The sequence below is a fragment of the Burkholderia sp. LS-044 genome, from assembly GCF_004803625.1.
Lineage (GTDB): Bacteria > Pseudomonadota > Gammaproteobacteria > Burkholderiales > Burkholderiaceae > Burkholderia > Burkholderia cepacia.
Map to the genome: position 1 here is coordinate 197,558 of NZ_SSWO01000009.1, position 18,114 is coordinate 215,671.

The 18,114-nt window shown below is 66.3% G+C and carries 17 protein-coding genes; 14 read left to right on the forward strand and 3 right to left on the reverse strand.

What is annotated here, in order from left to right; all coding sequences use genetic code 11:
- Nucleotides 1–53: 53 nt before the first annotated feature.
- The 5 genes from E9536_RS23605 to E9536_RS23625 all read left to right on the forward strand — a co-directional run bounded on the left by E9536_RS23605 (nt 54) and on the right by E9536_RS23625 (nt 9,570).
- On the forward strand, nt 54–4,631 hold the full coding sequence (locus E9536_RS23605) for a YadA-like family protein (protein ID WP_136470881.1): 4,578 nt from the start codon (nt 54–56) through the stop codon (nt 4,629–4,631).
- A 127-nt stretch (nt 4,632–4,758) separates the two neighbouring features.
- A complete protein-coding gene (locus E9536_RS23610; protein ID WP_027792806.1) occupies nt 4,759–5,421 on the forward strand; it encodes an OmpA family protein in 663 nt (220 codons plus the stop codon).
- A 338-nt stretch (nt 5,422–5,759) separates the two neighbouring features.
- Nucleotides 5,760–6,674 carry a LysR substrate-binding domain-containing protein gene (locus E9536_RS23615; protein WP_027792805.1) on the forward strand — a complete coding sequence of 305 codons (915 nt, stop codon included), beginning with the start codon at nt 5,760–5,762 and terminating at the stop codon, nt 6,672–6,674.
- A gap of 164 nt (nt 6,675–6,838) precedes the next feature.
- Nucleotides 6,839–8,113: a dicarboxylate/amino acid:cation symporter gene (locus tag E9536_RS23620; RefSeq protein WP_136470883.1), complete on the forward strand. Its 1,275-nt coding sequence runs from the start codon at nt 6,839–6,841 to the stop codon at nt 8,111–8,113.
- A complete protein-coding gene (locus E9536_RS23625) occupies nt 8,110–9,570 on the forward strand; it encodes an amino acid racemase (RefSeq protein ID WP_136470885.1) in 1,461 nt (486 codons plus the stop codon). Before E9536_RS23620 ends, E9536_RS23625 begins: the two co-directional genes overlap by 4 nt.
- Before the next feature lie 192 nt (nt 9,571–9,762).
- Here the strand turns inward: E9536_RS23625 and E9536_RS23630 are convergent, their stop codons facing one another.
- Nucleotides 9,763–9,951, reverse strand: coding sequence for a hypothetical protein (locus tag E9536_RS23630; protein WP_027792802.1), 189 nt, complete (start codon nt 9,949–9,951; stop codon nt 9,763–9,765).
- A gap of 165 nt (nt 9,952–10,116) precedes the next feature.
- On the opposite strand from E9536_RS23630, the gene E9536_RS23635 reads away from it, so the two are divergent.
- The 9 genes from E9536_RS23635 to E9536_RS23675 all read left to right on the forward strand — a co-directional run bounded on the left by E9536_RS23635 (nt 10,117) and on the right by E9536_RS23675 (nt 16,848).
- Nucleotides 10,117–10,332, forward strand: coding sequence for a DUF3820 family protein (locus E9536_RS23635; RefSeq protein ID WP_027792801.1), 216 nt, complete (start codon nt 10,117–10,119; stop codon nt 10,330–10,332).
- Between the two features lie 119 nt (nt 10,333–10,451).
- On the forward strand, nt 10,452–10,961 hold the full coding sequence (locus E9536_RS23640) for a hypothetical protein (RefSeq protein WP_027792800.1): 510 nt from the start codon (nt 10,452–10,454) through the stop codon (nt 10,959–10,961).
- A 197-nt stretch (nt 10,962–11,158) separates the two neighbouring features.
- Nucleotides 11,159–11,674, forward strand: a complete 516-nt coding sequence (locus E9536_RS23645; RefSeq protein ID WP_027792799.1) for a hypothetical protein — start codon at nt 11,159–11,161, stop codon at nt 11,672–11,674.
- A gap of 104 nt (nt 11,675–11,778) precedes the next feature.
- Nucleotides 11,779–12,930 (forward strand): c-type cytochrome, encoded by a 1,152-nt coding sequence (locus tag E9536_RS23650; protein ID WP_136470887.1) that lies wholly within the window; start codon nt 11,779–11,781, stop codon nt 12,928–12,930.
- Nucleotides 12,931–12,943: 13 nt separating this feature from the next.
- Nucleotides 12,944–14,698 carry a cytochrome c oxidase subunit I gene (gene ctaD, locus E9536_RS23655; RefSeq protein WP_136470889.1) on the forward strand — a complete coding sequence of 585 codons (1,755 nt, stop codon included), beginning with the start codon at nt 12,944–12,946 and terminating at the stop codon, nt 14,696–14,698.
- Nucleotides 14,695–15,306: a cytochrome c oxidase subunit 3 gene (locus tag E9536_RS23660; RefSeq protein ID WP_119336402.1), complete on the forward strand. Its 612-nt coding sequence runs from the start codon at nt 14,695–14,697 to the stop codon at nt 15,304–15,306. Before ctaD ends, E9536_RS23660 begins: the two co-directional genes overlap by 4 nt.
- Nucleotides 15,303–16,037 (forward strand): heme-copper oxidase subunit III family protein, encoded by a 735-nt coding sequence (locus tag E9536_RS23665; RefSeq protein WP_136470891.1) that lies wholly within the window; start codon nt 15,303–15,305, stop codon nt 16,035–16,037. The genes E9536_RS23660 and E9536_RS23665 overlap by 4 nt, the downstream gene beginning before the upstream one ends.
- 8 nt (nt 16,038–16,045) lie before the next feature.
- Nucleotides 16,046–16,387 (forward strand): cytochrome C oxidase subunit IV family protein, encoded by a 342-nt coding sequence (locus E9536_RS23670; protein ID WP_136470893.1) that lies wholly within the window; start codon nt 16,046–16,048, stop codon nt 16,385–16,387.
- 140 nt (nt 16,388–16,527) lie between these two features.
- Nucleotides 16,528–16,848 carry a high-potential iron-sulfur protein gene (locus tag E9536_RS23675; RefSeq protein ID WP_027792793.1) on the forward strand — a complete coding sequence of 107 codons (321 nt, stop codon included), beginning with the start codon at nt 16,528–16,530 and terminating at the stop codon, nt 16,846–16,848.
- 113 nt (nt 16,849–16,961) lie between these two features.
- Here the strand turns inward: E9536_RS23675 and E9536_RS23680 are convergent, their stop codons facing one another.
- Together E9536_RS23680 and E9536_RS23685 are read right to left on the reverse strand one after the other, a co-directional pair.
- A complete protein-coding gene (locus tag E9536_RS23680; protein WP_027792792.1) occupies nt 16,962–17,345 on the reverse strand; it encodes a hypothetical protein in 384 nt (127 codons plus the stop codon).
- 212 nt (nt 17,346–17,557) lie between these two features.
- Nucleotides 17,558–17,941, reverse strand: a complete 384-nt coding sequence (locus E9536_RS23685) for a cytochrome c (protein WP_060174436.1) — start codon at nt 17,939–17,941, stop codon at nt 17,558–17,560.
- Nucleotides 17,942–18,114 lie beyond the last annotated feature (173 nt).

Here is an 18,114-nt window from a genome sequence, read left to right on the forward strand (position 1 = left end):
CCGTCGTGTTCGCTGCCGCGTCATCCAGCACATGAGAACCGAGGGAACACAAGATGAACAAGTCGTTCAAGTCGATCTGGAACGAAGCACTGGGGGCCTGGGTTGCGGCTTCCGAGCTTGACCGTGCGCGCGGCAAGCGTGTCGCGTCGGCGAGCGGCCCGCGCGAGCATGCGGCGAACGAGGGCGCCGCGCGACGCGCGGGCCTGCTTTCGGCGCCGTCGCCGCGACGGCTGGCCGTGCTGATGGCGTCCACGTATCTTGCGTTGTTCCATGCGGGGGCGCACGCGCAATACGCGCCTGACGGCGGTTCCGCGACCGGCGGCGTGACGTCGATCTCGATCGGCGTCGGGTCGAGTGCCGCGCAGCAGAACTCGACCGCGCTGGGCAACCTGTCGACGGCAGCAGGCGTTTCCGCCACGGCGCTGGGGCCGGGCGCGCATGCGATGGCAGACGGTTCGACGGCCGTCGGCATCAACGCGCAGGCGACCGGCGTCAACAGTGCATCGCTCGGCGTGCAGGCGATCGGTTCGGGCGCATATTCGGTGGCGGTCGGCAATCTGTCGAGCGCGACCCAAAGCGGTGCGGTGGCGATGGGCAGCGGCGCGGCGGCGACCGGCGTGTCCGCCGTCGGCCTCGGCAACAATGCGCTGGCGTCCGGCCAGTATGCGGCTGCGGTGGGTCTCGGTGCGAGCGCGGTCGGGGCCCAGAGCGTTTCGCTCGGCTATGCGTCGCATGCTACCGACACGGGCGCCGTCGCGCTCGGCAACCAGTCGACGGGTTCCGGCGCGGCCGCCGTGGCCGTCGGCAGCGGTGCGCTGGCGAGCGGCAATTCGGGTATCGCGATGGGCGTCAACAGCGGCGCGAAGGGCGGGTCGTCGATCGCGATCGGCTGGGGCGGGACGGCCGGCGTACCGGGCTCGGGCACGCAGTCGCTTGGCGTCAGTTCGATCGCGCTGGGTTCGAAGACGACGGCCGGTGCCGATCAGGCAATGGCGTACGGCCTGAGCGCAAATGCGTCGGGCGTCAGTTCGATCGCGATGGGTGTGCAGTCGACCGCGACACAGCAGTTTGCGGTCGCGCTCGGCAATCTCGCGCTCGGCAGCGGCATCTCGGCCACCGCCCTGGGGCCCGGTGCGACGGCGTCGGCCACGAATGCGACGGCCATCGGCATCAACAGTGTCGCGGCCGCGGCGTCCACCGTGGCGATCGGCGACAGCAATTCGGTCGCGGCCGCGGCAGGCGCGGGGTCGATCGCAGGCGGCAACAGCTCGAAGGTGTTGAGCGGCGTCGGGGCGGTCGCGCTCGGCCTGGGTCAGACGGTCAGCGGCAACGGCGCGGTGGCGATCGGCGACCCGAGCACCGCGATCGGCACCGGCGCGGTCACGATGGGTTCGAACAACACCGCGAACGGCGACGGCGCGGTTGCGATCGGCAATTCGAACCTCGCGCAGGGCACGGGCTCGCTCGCGCTCGGCAATACGTCGACGGCAGCGGCAGCCGGTGCGGTGGCATTCGGCGCGTCGGCCGTGGCGAACAATGCAAACGACGTCGCGCTCGGTTCCGGGTCGACGACGGCCGCGCCGAATCCGACGGCCAGTGCGGTGATCGGCGGCGTCACCTACAACTTCAACGGCACCAACCCGACCAGCGTCGTCAGCGTCGGTGCGGCGGGCACCGAGCGCCAGATCACCAACGTCGCGGCCGGACGCATCAATTCGGCGAGCACGGATGCGATCAACGGGTCGCAGCTCGATGCGACGAACCAGGCGGTGAATTCGCTGTCGACGTCGACCGCGTCGAGCGTCAGTTCGTTGTCGACGGGGGTGTCGTCATTGTCGACGGGGTTGAGTTCGACCAACAGCTCGGTGACTTCGTTGTCGACGTCCACGTCGACCGGCCTGTCGTCGGCCAATAGCGCGATCACGTCGCTGTCCACGTCGACATCGACCGGCATTACCTCGCTGTCCACGGGCTTGAGTTCGACCAATAGCTCGGTGACGTCATTGTCGACCTCCACATCGACCGGCCTGTCGTCGACCAACAGTGCGATCACGTCGCTGTCCACGTCGACGTCGACCGGCATTACCTCGCTGTCCACGGGCTTGAGTTCGACCAACAGCTCGGTGACTTCGTTGTCGACCTCCACGTCGACCGGCCTGTCGTCGGCCAACAGCGCGATTTCGTCGCTGTCCACGTCGACGTCGACCGGCATTACCTCGTTGTCCACGGGCTTGAGTTCGACCAACAGCACCGTGACGTCATTGTCGACGTCCACGTCGACCGGGTTGTCGTCGGCCAACAGCGCGATTTCTTCACTGTCCACGTCGACTTCGACCGGCCTGAGCTCGACCAACAGCTCGGTGGCTTCGCTGTCGACTTCGACGTCGACGGGTATCAGCTCGTTGTCGACCGGCCTGAGTTCGACCAACAGCTCGGTCACGTCGCTGTCCACGTCGACGTCGACGGGCATCAGCTCGCTGTCCACCGGCCTGAGTTCGACCAACAGCACGGTCACGTCGCTGTCGACTTCGACATCGACGGGCATCAGCTCGCTGTCCACCGGCCTGAGTTCGACGAACAGCGCGGTCACGTCGTTGTCCACGTCGACCTCGACCGGCGTCGCTTCGCTGTCCACCGGCCTGAGCACGACCAACAGCACCGTGACATCGCTGTCCACCGCGACGTCGACGAGCATCGGCTCGTTGTCCACCGGCCTCAGCTCGACGACCAGCTCGATTTCGTCGCTGTCGACGTCGACCTCGACGACCGTCGGTTCGCTGTCCACCGGCCTGTCGAGCACGAACAGCAACCTGACGTCGCTTTCCACCGCGACGTCGACGGGCATCGGTTCGCTGTCGACCGGCCTCAGCTCGATCGCGTCGAACAACGGCAATCTCGGCAACAGCACGGCCGGCGCGATCGGCGGCGGGGCCACCTACGATCCGACGACCGGCACGATCTCCGCGCCTTCGTACGTGACGTACAACAGCGACGGTTCGACGACGGTCAACAACAACGTCGGTTCGGCGATCGACAACATCAACGCGCACGGCATCAAGTATTTCCACGCGAACTCCACGGCGCCGGACAGCCAGGCGCTCGGGCTCGACAGTGTCGCGATCGGCCCGAACGCGGTCGCGAAGGTGGACGGCAGTATCGCGCTCGGCGCCGGGTCGGTGTCCGATCGCGCGACGGTGCCGGCGTCGGGGACCATCCGCAACGGCAGCGCGTCGATTCCGTTCAACACGACCGACCAGACGCTGCTGGGCGCGGTATCGGTCGGCGACGCGACGAGCAAGACGTATCGCCAGATCACCAACGTCGCGGACGGCACCGGCCAGCAGGACGCGGTGACCGTGCGGCAGCTGGCCGGCGCGCTGCAGTCGTTCGCGGTCACGACGACGAAGTACTTCCACGCGAACTCGACGGCTGTCGATTCGCTCGCGGTCGGCGCGGAGTCGGTCGCGGTCGGCCCGACGACGGTGGTCAACGGCGACAACGGCGTGGGGATCGGCAACGGTGCGATCGTCGATGCCACCGCGCCGGGCGGCGTCGCGATCGGCCAGGCGGCAAGCGCCGCGCAGGCCGATGCGATGGCGCTCGGCAGCGGCGCGACGGCCACCGGCGCGCAGTCGGTCGCGCAGGGCGCCAACGCGGTCGCGGCGAGCGTCGGCAGCGTCGCCCTCGGTTCGGGCGCGCACGCCACGGCAACCGATGCGCTCGCGTTCGGGGCCGGTGCGTCGGCGACGCTCGCGAACAGCATCGCGCTCGGTTCGGGTTCGCTGACCACCGTCGGCGCGCAGACGAACTACATCGCGTACGGCCTGAGCAGTCCGCAGTCGTCGGCCGGCGAAATCAACATCGGCAACCGGCAGATCACCGGCCTCGCGGCCGGCAAGAGCGGCACCGATGCGGTCAACGTGTCGCAGCTCGACTCGGTCGCCAACCAGTTGACGACGCTGATCACCCAGCGCACGTCCAACCTCGGCGGGTCGTACACGACGAACCCGACCGGCACGAACGTGCCGCCGGGCTCGACGGGGCCGAATTCGTCGGCGGGCGGCTCGGGCGCGGTCGCATCGGGCTCGAACAGCACGGCGGTCGGCAACGGGTCGCTGGCGTCCGGCAACGGATCGACCGCGATCGGCGTCGGCTCGACCGCAACGGGCAACGGGTCGACCGCGATCGGCACGGGCAGCAACGACGGCGGGCGCTCGAACGTCGTCGCGGTCGGCTCGGCGGAGTCGGCGCGCCAGGTCGTCAACGTCGCGGCCGGCACGCAGGGCACCGACGCGGTCAACGTGAACCAGCTGAACGCGGTATCGAACCAGTTCACGCAATCGCTGAACACGGTCAACAACCAGCTCACGCAGATCCAGCAGCAGATCCAGCAGACCGATTCGATGGCGCGCGACGGGATTGCCGCGACGGCCGCCATGGCGTCGATCCCGCACATGGACCGCGACTCGAACTTCGCGATGGGGGTCGGTACGGCGAGCTTCCTCGGCCAGAAGGCGATGGCCGTCGGCATGCAGGCGCGCCTCACGGAGAACCTGAAGGCGACGCTGAACGGCGGTTTCGCCGGCAGTCAGCGCGTGGTCGGCGCGGGTATGTTGTATCAGTGGAAGTGATCCGTGCGCAGCGAACCGCTCCGGCGTGCAGCGCCGGAACGGTTCGCGCTGAACGAGAACGCATCCGCATGCGGCCGCACTGCCGTGCCGCATGCGCGATATCGAACCGATTTTCGGGAGTGAATCAGTGAAGAAAACTTCTCTTGCCCTGCTCGTGTCCGTGGTCTCCCTGGCCGCCTGCTCGAGCGCGTCCGGTCCGACGTTCAATGCATACGAACTGCAGCCGAGAAACGGCGTGCGGACGTTTCGCGTCGATTGTCACGGCATCCTGTCGAGCGAAAAGACCTGCATGAAGGTCGCGACGCGCATGTGCGACACGCAGCCGGTTCGACTGGTCGATTCGGAGGCGCCGTTCCGCGACGGCGCGGATCCGCGGTCGATCGAGTTCCAGTGCGGCGCGGCACCCGCGCCGCTTCCGGCGCCGGTGGCGGCGGCACCGGCCGCCGCGGAAAAGGTCAGCCTGACCGGCGATACGTATTTCGCGACCGACTCCGCAACGCTGACGCCCGCCGCCCGCGCTTCGCTCGACGCACTGCTGAGCCGTCAGGCGGACCGGCATTTCTCGTTGGTGAAGGTGACCGGCTATACCGACTCGGTCGGCTCGGATGCGCACAATCTGGCGCTGTCGCAGCGTCGCGCGGAGGCGGTCGGGTCGTATTTGCGCGAGCATGGCGTGAACGCGGATTCCGTGACGGCCACCGGAAAGGGGGAGGCCGATCCGGTGGGCTCCAACGAGACCGCCGAAGGGCGGGCGAGCAATCGACGCGTGGAGATCCTGCTGCAGAAGTAGCGGGTGGGGGCCGCGAGCGGACCGGCGAAGGCGGCCGGCTCGCGGCCGCATCACCGCCATGATGATCAAGGTTGATCGCGCGCGGCAGCCGATGCCGGCTCCGCTGCCGTCGCGCTCCGCGTCGATCATGGCGAACCGGGACAGCCGGCGCCGGACCGAACGCGGAGCGTACGACCGCCGGGTTTCCCGATCCTGTACCCTGTCCATGTCTTTCGCGCGTTCCGCGGCGGTCGTCGGCATGACGACCGCCGTGCCTTCCGTTACGATGCGCCCGGTCGATCAGCGCCGTGCCCCCGGTCGGCAGCAAGTCGATCCGGTTGCAGACCTCCAAGGCAAACATGGAAATCAAGTGGATCGAGGATTTCATCGCCCTCGCTCAATATCAAAGCTTTTCCCGGGCGGCGGAGTTCCGCAACGTCACGCAGTCGGGTTTCAGCCGTCGCATCCAGTCGCTTGAGCAATGGATCGGCGCCGAACTGATCGACCGCAGCAGTTTTCCGCCGGTCCTGACGCCGGCAGGGCGGCTGTTTCGCGAGACGGCGGAAGACGTCCTCAGCCGCCTGTTCGACACACGCGCGATCATCCGCACCGAGCAGCGCATCGCGGGCAAGAGCCTGCAGATCGCGGCGGGCCATACGATTGCGCTGAATTTCCTGCCGTCCTGGCTCAAGGCGCTTGCGCCGCATTTCGGCGAGGTTCGGGCACGCGTCGTTCCGACGAATGTCCACGATTCGATCCTGATGCTCGTCAACGGCAACTGCGAGCTGATGTTCGCCTATCACCATCCGGAGCTGCCGCTCCATCTGGATCCGGTCAGGTACGAACACGTGACGGTCGGCCTCGACACGTTGATGCCGGCCTGCCGGCCCAACCGCCGGTCGGCGCCCGCATTTCGCCTTCCCGGGACGAAGCAGCACCCGCTGCCGCTGATCTCCTATACGGACACCAGCTACTTCGGGCGCTGCCTCGCGTTGCTGCTCGATCGCGCTCCGGATGCGCCGGCGTTGCAGCTGCACTATGAATCCGACATGGCCGAAGTGCTGAAAAAGCTCGTGATGGAAGGCGAAGGCGTGGCGTGGCTGCCGCGGAGTGCGATCGCCGCCGAGCTGGCGGCCGGCGAACTCGTGCCGGCCGGGCCGGCGGCATGGAACCTCGAAATCGAGCTGCGCGTCTATCGCGACGCGTCCAATCGCAGCGAGTTCCTGGAGACGCTCTGGCAGCATCTGCACGCCGAACCGTCGCGGCGCGGCTAGGGTTTTCCCGCCTTATGCGAGTCTCGCATACCGCCATGATGCATCGGCATCATGGTCTGTTCTGCCATCCCTACCATTCGTTCCAACGACAAATGTGACGCGTGGCCCGCGTCGCGCGGCCCGTCGCCTGCCGGCGGTCGGGCGTCACCCAAGGACGGATGGACATGAAAAATCGGCTTACCTCAAGCATCGCAATCGGCATGGTCCTCGGCGTCGCCGCCGGCTATGCGTGTCACACGAGCATCGCGGACCCGGGCACGCTCAAGACGGTCGCAGGGTATTTCTCGATCGTGACGGACATCTTTCTTCGGCTGATCAAGATGATCATTGCGCCGCTCGTGTTCGTGACGCTCGTTTCCGGCCTGGCCGGCATGGACAGCGGCGAAGACGTCGGGCGCATCGGATTGCGCTCGGTTGCGTGGTTCGTCTGCGCATCGCTGGTTTCGCTGGGCCTCGGCCTCGTCATGGCCAACGCGTTGCAGCCCGGCGCCGGCCTGAACCTGACGGAACCCGCGGGCGAGGCCAACCTCGGCCTGAATACCGCGGCACTGAACGCCAGGGACGTGATCACGCACGCGTTTCCGACCAGCCTGCTCGACGCGATGGCGCGCAACGACATCCTGCAGATTCTCGTTTTCTCCGTCTTTCTCGGCATCGCGCTGAGCGCGCTGAAGCACGATCCGCGTGTCGGCATCGTCATCCGGTCGATCGACGGCATGGTGCCGGTGATGTTGCGCCTGACGAACTACGTGATGCGCGCGGCGCCGCTCGGTGTCTTCGGTGCGATTGCGTCGTCCGTCGCGCTGCGCGGGCTCGACGTGATCTACACGTACGGCAAGCTGATCGGCGCGTTTTATCTCGGGCTGCTCGTCCTCTGGACGATCCTGATCGGCGCCGGATACCTGTTTCTCGGGCGGCGCGTCGGCGCGTTGCTGAGGGCCGTGCGCGAACCCGCGTTGATCGCGTTCTCGACCGCCAGCAGCGAAGCGGCGTATCCGCGCCTGACCGAGCAGCTCGAGAAGTTCGGTGTCGACAAGAAGGTTGTCGGTTTCACGCTGCCGCTCGGTTATGCATTCAACCTGGACGGCTCGATGATGTATCAGGCGTTTGCGGCCCTCTTCATCGCACAGGCGTTCGGCGTGCACATGCCGCTTTCGCAGCAGGTGTTCATGCTGCTGATCCTGATGTTGAGCAGCAAGGGCATGGCGAGCGTACCGCGCGGATCGGTGGTCGTCGTCGCGGCCGTCGCGCCGATGTTCCATTTGCCGGCGGCCGGCGTGGCCATGATCCTGGCGATCGACCAGGTGCTCGACATGGGCCGCACGATGACGAACGTGATCGGCAACAGCGTGGCGACGGCCGTGATCGCGAAGTGGGAGGGCGCGCGCGCCGCGCAGCCGGACAGCGCCGCGTTCGATTCGCGGGAGCTGAACGCATGACGCACCGGGACATCGCAGGCACGGGACGGACGTTCGGCGTGGTCGGCGGCCTCGGGCCGCTGGGAAGCGCCGACGTGTTCTTCAAGCTGGTGAGGGCGACGCCCGCGTCGTCCGACGAGGATCACGTCGACCTGATCTTCGAGCAGCACCCGTTCAGGGGGGCGGGTTCGGGCAGCGCGGCGACGACGGCGCGCAAGCTGTACGTGTTCGACATGATCCGCGCGTTCGAGAAACGCGGCGTGACGACCGTGGTGCTGCCGTGCTTCCTGAGCCACACCTTCATCGACGAACTGAAGGCCAATACGCGCCTGCCGATCGTGGACATCGTCGAAGCCGTTCGCAGCCACGTGCAGCGCACGTATCCCGGCGCCATACGCATCGGCGTGCTGGCTTCGGACCATGTGCGGGCCGACGGGCTGTTCGAACGGTATTTCCCGGCGCCGCAGTTCGAGATCGTCCATCCGCGGCCGCGCGGCGATGTCGATCCCGTCACCGAGGCGATCTACGGGGCGGACGGCATCAAGCGCGGTAATCTTCGCGGCCGGCCGGTCGAGCTGCTGCGCGACGCATGCGAGGATCTGGCGGACCAGGGCGCGCAGGTCATCGTTCCGGGGCTGACGGAGATTGCGCTCGTGGCGGACGAAATCGGGCCGCTGCGGATACCGCTGATCGATTCGAATCTCGCGTATGCGCAGTACGCGGTTTCGACCCGATGCGCGGCCCGTGCCCCGGTATTCAAGATCGGGGTCGTCGGTGGCGTCGGGCCGGCCGCGACGGTGGACTTCCTGGACAAGATCGTTCGAAACACGCCGGCTTCGCGCGACCAGGAGCACATCAAGCTGCTGGTCGAACAGAATCCGCAGATCCCGGACCGCACGGCGAACCTCGTCGGCGACGGTACCGACCCCACGATCTCGCTGTATGCGACGTGCAGGCGGCTCGAGGACGGGGAGGCGGATCTCATCGCGATTCCGTGCAATACCGCGCATGCGTTTGTCGAGCGGGTTCAACCGCACCTCGGCATTCCGATCGTAAACATGCTGACCGTGACGGCCGCCCATCTGCGCGATGCGTATCCGGGGCTGCGCGATGTCGGCGTGCTGGCAACGTCGGGCACGATCGAAAGCGGCGTATACGAAAAGGCGCTCGAATCGTATGGATTCCGACAGGTCGCGCCGGCGCCGACACTGCAGGCGCGCGTGATGGAAGCGATCTACGGAGAGCGGGGTGTCAAGGCCGGCTTTACGACCGGCCAGTGCAAAGCGGACATCGGCGCCGCCGTCGACGCGCTGATTGCCGACGGCGTCGACGTGATCGTTCTCGGCTGTACCGAGCTGCCGATCCTGCTGCCGGGCCGCGAATATGTCGCGCCGAACGGTGTGCGTGCGACGCTGGTCGATCCGACCGACGTGCTCGCGCGCCAATGCGTGGCGTATGCGACGGCTGCCGGTGCTTGAGATTGGGCTTGAGATTAAGCGGCCGCGCCGCCTTCGACGCGGCGGCCGGCGGGTGTCGGATGTGCCGCGTGGTTCGGGCGGCGCAGGCGTGGATCAGCCGATACCGGTCTTGTGCGATTCCACGACGACCGCGCGCGTGACGAAGCAGTTTCCGGAGGCCGACAAACCGGGCGCCCGGCAGCGGGCGCCATGTCAGTGTCTGAGCACGCAAACAGCGACGATTTCGTATCCGGGGTCGGCATGCATGTGCGCCGCCATTTCCGCTTCCTCATACGAACGAAACGACGTGGCATCTTCAACCGCCGGTGCCATGCCGATATCGCCATCCTCGGCGGTGCACAGGAACTGCTCGCCGGTCTTCACGACGTAGACGGACAACATGATTCCCTCCATCGTTTGCAGGGGGAAATTTCAGTCTAGCAGGCCAGAAAAGGGGCGCGGGCGGTTTGCGGCGCCTCGTTTCCGCGAGGCTGTTGCCGGAGGGTTTGCCGCGTCGCGTGTCAGCTAGACCTGCGACATGAGCGGAAAGCCGTGCACAATACCGGCATGCAGACCCCAGATCTCGAACACCTCGTCACCGTCACCATGCCCTTTGGAAAGTACAAGGGCCGACTCATTGCCGACCTGCCCGGGCCTTACCTCAACTGGCTGGCCCGCGAAGGGTTCCCGCGCGGCGAAATCGGCCGGCAGCTTGCGCTGATGCATGAAATCGACCACAACGGCCTGCGGGACTTGCTGGAGCCGTTGCGCAAACGCGGATAGCGTCGCTCGGGGCCGAACGGCTTCGGATGCTGCACCGTCGCTGGCCCACGCGCACCTACTGCGTTGCCATTGCTGACATAGAATGGAAAGAGTAGTTGACGGCACAAAGGGGTGCCAACATGAGACGCCTTTATTTCCTCGTACCCGATACGCAGATGGCCAAGGCCATCGTCGACGATCTATTGCGCGCACGTATCATCTGGCGCCATATCCACGTCCTCGCCGATCACAGCGTCACACTCGATCAGTTGCCCGAAGCATCGTTGCTGCAAAGCAGCGATGTCGTGCATGCGCTCGAGCGCGGCGTCGCGCTTGGCGGCGCCGCGGGCGCACTGATCGGCCTCGTCGCGCTGGTATTTCCCCCGGCGGAACTCGTGATCGCAGGCGGCGCCGTTGTCGGATTGACGCTGGCGGGAGCGGGTTTCGGGGCGTGGACCGCCGCGATGATCGGCATTGCCGAGCCGAACGCGCGACTCCAGCGATTTCGCGAGGCCATACAGGAAGGCCAGATCCTGATCATGGCCGATGTGCCGGCATTGCGAGAGCAGGAAATCGAGGAGATGGTCGCCAGGCACTTTCCGACGGCTGACCTGGAAGGCGCCGAGCCCACGACACCGATCTTCCCCTGACGCGCGACAGCAAGCCGGCCTGCCCGATACCCGGGTTCATCGACGCATTTCGTCGAGCGCACGGCCGCGCGCGGAGAAGGGCGTTCGCACGTTGCGCAGGCAACCCTGCTTCCGAATCGCTCGAGTGACGCAGGCCCGACGCGCGTGACGCCCTCGGAACCGAAGCGCCGACGTCGAAGCGTCGGCAAGGAGGTCGTATGGAACTGCACATGCAATCGCACCATTGGGCGCGTCGGACGCCGGACTGGGTCGCCGCCGCCGTGGCCGGTCTCGCAGGCGGTGCGCTGGTGATCGCGCTGGAATTCGTCTGGTCGACACTCGTGCTCGGCTCGAGCCCGTGGCAACCGACACACAAGATCGCGGCGATGGTGATGGGCCGCAGCGCGCTCGGCCAGATGACGCAATTCAACCTTGAAATCGTCGCGATGGCGCTGCTGCTGCACTACGTGCTCGGCGCGATCATGGGCGTGATGCTCGCCGCGATCATGGCGCCTTTCCGCCTCGATTCGAGCGTGGGCATGGAAGCCGCCATCGGGCTGGCGTTCGGGATCGTCGCGTATGGGTGGAACTTCTACGTCATGACGGCCGTGTTCCCGTGGTTCGTCTCCGAGCGGGGTGCCGGGCCGTTGCTGGCCAACCTGTTGTTCGGCGTGGTTGCGGCCATCACTTACGGCAGGCTGGAGCGATTGCGCAAGCACAACGTGGACGACTGATACATCGCGTTTCCCGCCGCGCCGAGCCTGACCACCCGGCGTTTGCGGGAGACACGGAACCCGGCGTCGGCGGCGCCGGCGAGTGATATGCAGCGAGGCGGCCTATGGCCCTTGCGATTGCCCTGGTCCTGATCATCCTGTTGGCGGTGGGGTTTCACTTTGCCAGTCCGTGGTGGATCACGCCGATCGCGTCGAACTGGGTGCGCATGGACGACATGCTGACGATCACGCTCGTCATCACCGGTGCATTCTTCATCGCCATCAACCTGTTCATCGTCGTCGCACTGGTGCGCTATCGCCACCGCAGCGGGCATCGCGCGGCCTACGAGCCGCACAACCGGCGTCTGGAATGGTGGCTGATCGGCCTGACCGCCGTCGGCGTGGCGGCGTTGCTGGCGCCGGGGCTGTTCGTCTACGCGGACTACATCCGGCCGCCGCGCAACGTGCTGCAGATGGAAGTGCTCGGCCAGCAATGGCAATGGCGCTTCCGCTTCGCGGGCCCCGGCGGCAAGCTGGGCACGACGGACGTGCGCTACATCAGTAACGACAACCCGTTCGGCCTGAACCCCGCCGACCCCAACGGCCGCGACAATTACCTGATCGAGACGCCCGAGGTGCACCTGCCGCTCAACCGGCCGGTCCAGGTGCTGACGCGCTCGCGCGACGTGCTGCACGATTTCTACGTTCCGCCGTTCCGGGCGCGGATGAACATGGTGCCGGGCATGGTGACCACCTTCTGGTTCACGCCGACCAAGGCAGGGCGCTACGACATCCTGTGCGCGCAGCTCTGCGGGATCGGGCACTCCGGCATGCGCGGCGTGGTGGTCGTGGAAGACGAAGCCGCGTTCTCGCGCTGGCTGGCGCAGCAGCCCACCTTCGCGCGGCAGCAACTCGCCCGCGTGCAGGCAACCCCCGCCGCTGCCGGCGGCAGCGCGCACGCGCTCGCCGAACTGGGCAAGACGCTCGCGGCGGCCAAGGGCTGCGTCGCCTGCCATACCGTGGACGGCAGCCCGCTCGTGGGCCCGACCTGGAAGGGCCTGTACGGCAAGACCGAAACGATGGCCGACGGCAGCACCGCGCAGGTGGACGAGGCCTATCTGCGCGCGTTCATCCGCAATCCGGCGGCGCGGGTCGTGAAGGGGTTCTCGCCGATCATGCCGCGCTTCGACCTGAGCGACCAGGAACTGTCCGCACTGGTGGCGTATATCGAGGCGCAAGGCGGGCCGCCTCCGGCCGGTACCGCGGCCAGGCAATAGCGGAGCAGAAACCATGACCTATGCGCACACCGACCACGCCCCGCAGAGCTTCTGGACCCGCTATGTCTGGAGCCAGGACCACAAGGTCATCGCGGTGCAATATGCGATGACGGCCATCGCGATCGGGCTGGTCGGCCTCGTATTGTCCGACCTGATGCGGCTGCAGCTCGGTTTTCCGGGCAAGTTCGCCTTCATCGACGCGAACCACTACTACCAGTTCGTCACGATGCACGGGATGATCATGGTGATCTACCTGCTGACGGCGCTGTTCCTGGGCGGCTTCGGCAACTACCTGATCCCGCTGATGCTCGGCGCGCGCGACATGGTGTTCCCGTTTCTCAACATGCTGAGCTACTGGGTCTACCTGCTGGCCGTGCTGGTGCTGGCGGCGAGCTTCTTCGTGCCGGGCGGGCCGACCGGCGCGGGCTGGACGCTGTATCCGCCGCAGGCCATCCTGCCGGGCACGCCGGGCGTCGAATGGGGCATCGTGCTGATGCTCGTGTCGCTGGCGATCTTCATCGTCGCGGCGACGATGGGCGGCCTGAATTACGTGACCACCACGCTGCAGGCACGCACGCGCGGCATGACGCTGATGCGCATGCCGCTCACGGTGTGGGGCATCTTCATCGCGACCATCATGGCGCTGCTGGCATTTCCGGCGCTGTTCGTGTCGGCGGTGATGATGCTGTTCGACAGGACGCTCGGCACCAGCTTCTTCGTGCCGGCCGTGGTGTCGATGGGGCAGACGCTCACGCATGCCGGCGGCAGCCCGCTGCTGTTCCAGCACCTGTTCTGGTTCTTCGGGCATCCGGAGGTCTACATCGTCGCGCTGCCGGCCTTCGGCATCGCATCGGACCTGATCAGCACGCACGCGCGCAAGAGCATCTTCGGCTACCGGATGATGGTGTGGGCCATCGTCATCATCGGCGCGCTGAGCTTCGTGGTCTGGGCGCACCACATGTTCATCGCCGGCATGAATCCGTACTTCGGCTTCTTCTTCGCCACCACCACGCTCATCATCGCCGTGCCGACCGCCCTCAAGGTCTACAACTGGGTGCTGACGCTGTGGCGCGGCGATATCCACCTGACCGTGCCGATGCTGTTCGCCATCGGCTTCATCAGCACCTTCGTGCTGGGCGGGCTGACCGGGCTCTACCTCGGCAACGTGAGCGTGGACATCCCGCTGTCGAACACGTATTTCGTGGTCGCGCATTTCCATATGGTGATGGCCGTGTCGCCGATCCTGGTGGTGTTCGGCGGCCTCTACCACTGGTACCCGAAGGTGACGGGCCGCATGCTCGACGACACGCTCGGGCGCGCGCACTTCTGGATCACCTTCGTCGGCACCTATGCGATCTACTTCCCGATGCACTATCTCGGCATCCTCGGCATGCCGCGGCGGTATTACGCGTACCAGGGCTACAGCTTCATCCCGCATTCGGCGCAGACGCTCAACACGTTCATCACCGTCGTCGCGCTGATCGTCGCGGCCGCGCAGTTGCTGTTCCTGTTCAACCTCGCGTGGAGCCTCGTGCACGGCCGGCGCGCCGACGGCAACCCGTGGCGGGCCACCACGCTGGAATGGCAGACGCCGCAAACGCCGCCCGCGCACGGCAACTGGGGCGCGGCGCTTCCCGTCGTCTACCGCTGGGCATACGAATACAGTCCGCCGGGGCAAGAGGAAGATTTCGTGCCGCAAAACCAGCCGCCCGCGACGGTGCCTGAACCGGCCCACCCGGCGCTTCACCCCGGCGAGGCCCACGAATGACCACGCTGCCGCGCCCCTTCGTTCACGACGCGCCACCCGGCTTGCCGAATGCGGGCCGCACCGGCTTGATCGTCTTCATGGCGGTCGCGACGACGTTGTTCTCGCTGCTGCTGCTCGCCTATGCGATGCGCATGCGCGAGCCCGACTGGCAGCCGATCCCGCATCCGGCGCTGCTGTGGTGGAACACCGGCGCGCTGGCGCTGGCCAGCGTCGCCATGCAGCGAGCCCGGCAACTGACCTTGCACCGCACCGCGTGGCTCGTGTGCGGCGGCGTGCTGGCGGCCGTGTTCGTGGCCGGGCAACTGACCGCCTGGCACCTGCTGTCGGCTGGCGGGCAGACCGTTGCGGTCAATCCGTCGAACAGCTTCCTCTACCTGCTCACCGGCCTGCACGGATTGCATGTGCTGGGCGGGCTGGCGGCGTGGGCGGTGACGATCGCGCAGCTCCGGCGCGCGGACCCGTTCCGGGCCCGGCGCGTCATCGATCTGTGCGCGCTCTACTGGCATTTCCTGCTCGCGGTGTGGCTCGTGCTGCTGGCGGCGATGTGGTGGCTGACCCCCGGGATCGTCGCCGCCGTCTGCGGGCCGCTGTATGGAGCCGCGCCATGACCGCGCCCACGGCCCCCTCCGGATCCGCCGCCGGTTCGCCCGCGGCTCCGCCTGCCGATGCGTCATCCGCCGACGCCCGGCCCGACGGCTGGCGCGGCATCGTCACGGACTGGTCGGCCGATCGCGAAGCCTTCAAGGTGCCGTGGGGCAAGGCGATGATGTGGATCTTCCTGCTGTCGGACACCTTCGTCTTCAGCAGTTTCCTGATCGGCTACATGACGGTGCGCATGTCGACCACGGCGCCGTGGCCCGATACCGCGAAGGTGTTTGGGCTCAGCGTGGGCGGCGTGGAGGTGCCGTTGCTGCTGATTGCGATCATGACGTTCACGCTGATCAGCAGCAGCGGCACCATGGCGATGGCCGTCAACTTCGGCTACCGGCGCAACGCGAGGCCCGCCGCCGCGCTGCTGCTGGCGACCGCGCTGCTGGGCGCCACCTTCGTGTCGCTGCAGGCGTTCGAATGGAGCAACCTGATCTTCCGGGAAGGCATCCGCCCGTGGGGCAATCCGCTGGGCGCGGCGCAGTTCGGCGCGTGCTTCTTCACGATCACCGGGTTCCACGGCTTTCACGTGACCTGCGGCGTGATCTACCTGCTGCTGATCGCGCGCAAGATCCTGCAGCCGGGGTTCACCGAACACGGCAACTTCCAGATCGTCGAGATCGCCGGCCTGTACTGGCACTTCGTCGACCTGGTGTGGGTGTTCATCTTCGCGCTGTTCTATTTGTGGTGAGGCAGGCCATGGACCATATCGATCCCGCCGATCGACCCGACGCCGCGCACGGCCAGCAGCATCCGATCGGCCTCTACCTGAAGATCTGGGGCCTGCTGTTCGTGCTGAGCACGTTGTCGTACCTGGTCGACTATTTCAACGTGCAGGGCCTGTTGCGCTGGGTGCTGATCGTCGTGCTGATGATCGCCAAGGCCGGGCTGATCGTGTCGATCTTCATGCACATGATGTGGGAGCGGCTGGCGCTGGTGTACGCGATTCTCGTGCCGCCGCTGTGCCTGCTGGTGCTCATGGTGCTGATGGCGGCCGAGGCGCATCACACGTTCGGGATGCGGGAATTGTTTTTTCGGTGATTCCTTCGCAGGGCGGTTCGCAGGGGATGAACGTGTCGCAGCGCGACGGGTACGGTGACGGGCCGCGGTTGTGCGCCGGGCGGCTTCGCGGCATCGGAGGATGCCGGTCATCCGGCCACGCAAACATCGAGGAGGGCAAGATGAAGTTTTCACGCCGACGTTTTATTGCTGCCACCACCGTTCTGGCATCCGCGCTGGCCGTTGGGCGCCGCGCGGCCGCGGCAGATGCCGGGGCCGGTGCCGTGCAGGAAACCGATGCAAACGCCCAGGCCCTCGGCTACAAGACGGATGCAAGCCGGGTCGACCATGCGAAATTCCCGAAATTTCAGGCGGGCGAGGCCTGCGCGAACTGCCAGTTCTTCCAGGGCAAGACCGGTGCGGCCACGGCGCCGTGCACCATTTTCGGCGGCAAGCAGGTCAATGCGAAAGGCTGGTGCGGCGCTTACGCGAAAAAGGCGTAGCAGGGCAGGGGGCGAGCGGGTGGCCGGGATACGTGATGCCCGGCCCACCTCATGACTGATCGGACTCGAGCCACGCACCCGGCGCGACGCGAAATCCGGATGGCAGGCAAGGGTCAGAGATCGCCGCGCACTTCACCGGTTCCCAGCGCGGTCCGCTGCCGGTTGACTTCCGCCCAGAGCTCGTCGCTGTCGTCGTTGCGCAGCAGGACCATCCAGTCCAGCTGATCGTCGGTCACGTCGAAGTATTCCAGGATCTCGCGGCGAGCCGCATCGACGAACTGCGCGAATTCCGGGGTTGCCTGGGCCTGCGCGTGCAACGCGTCGTATTCCGCATCGTCCGCGCCGCCGCCATGCTCGTCGATGTAGCGCGAGATCCACTGGTCTATTTCGCGGTCGTAGTCGGCTTCGGCGCGCATCGCTTGCACGGCCGTGTGGAAATCCAGTTGGGCAAACGCGGCGATCGCCGCCGTTGTCGCCTCGTCGAAGGTAGTCGTCATTCCATTTCTCATGTTGATCAGCGCGCATCATCGCACGGGCTGCGCCCGGGCAGGTGCGTCGAATCCGGATGGTGCAACACACCGCTTGCGTGCCGAAGTCCGACCCGGGCAACGGCACCATTTTCGGAAGATCGATGCCTCCGCCGGATATCGCGTCGGCGGTATGTTACCGGCTCGAAACGACCCTGAGCGGTCAGCCGGTCAACACGGAATCATCGGCTGTTGTAAATCACGTCGCTCATGTATTGATTCAGGTCGCGAAAATCCTGAACGGTCCAGGCGTGCGGCGCCAGCTTGACGCCGTTCTCCCTCAAGGTTCTCGGAATCAGGTCCCCGTTCGGGCGAAGTATTACCGACGAAACGATGACGCCTGGATAGTCGTGGAGCCGCTTTTTGAACGCGGCAGTGGTGAGGTCGGGCGTGGGGGGATTGCTTTTCCTGGCCAATGGCCCGGTGCCCTTGATATCTGCGCCATGGCACATCGCGCATCTCTGTATAAAGAGATTTTTTCCGTTGATGTTTTGCGAGAAGGCGAGTGAAGGCTGAGTCAACACCCACGCTCCCAGCGAAGTGATGAGCAATGCTCTTGCTTTCATTTTCCTTGTCGTATCACGCGGATTGCCGGGTCGGGGAGTATAAGTGCGTCATCGCGGAATGGCCGCGCCTCCCACCGCCATCCCATGCCGCCCTCAGGGTCGTCATGGAAAACTGTATGAATGTACAGTATAGTGTCCGTCGAAATCGGGCCGCACAGGTGCAACCCTTGCGG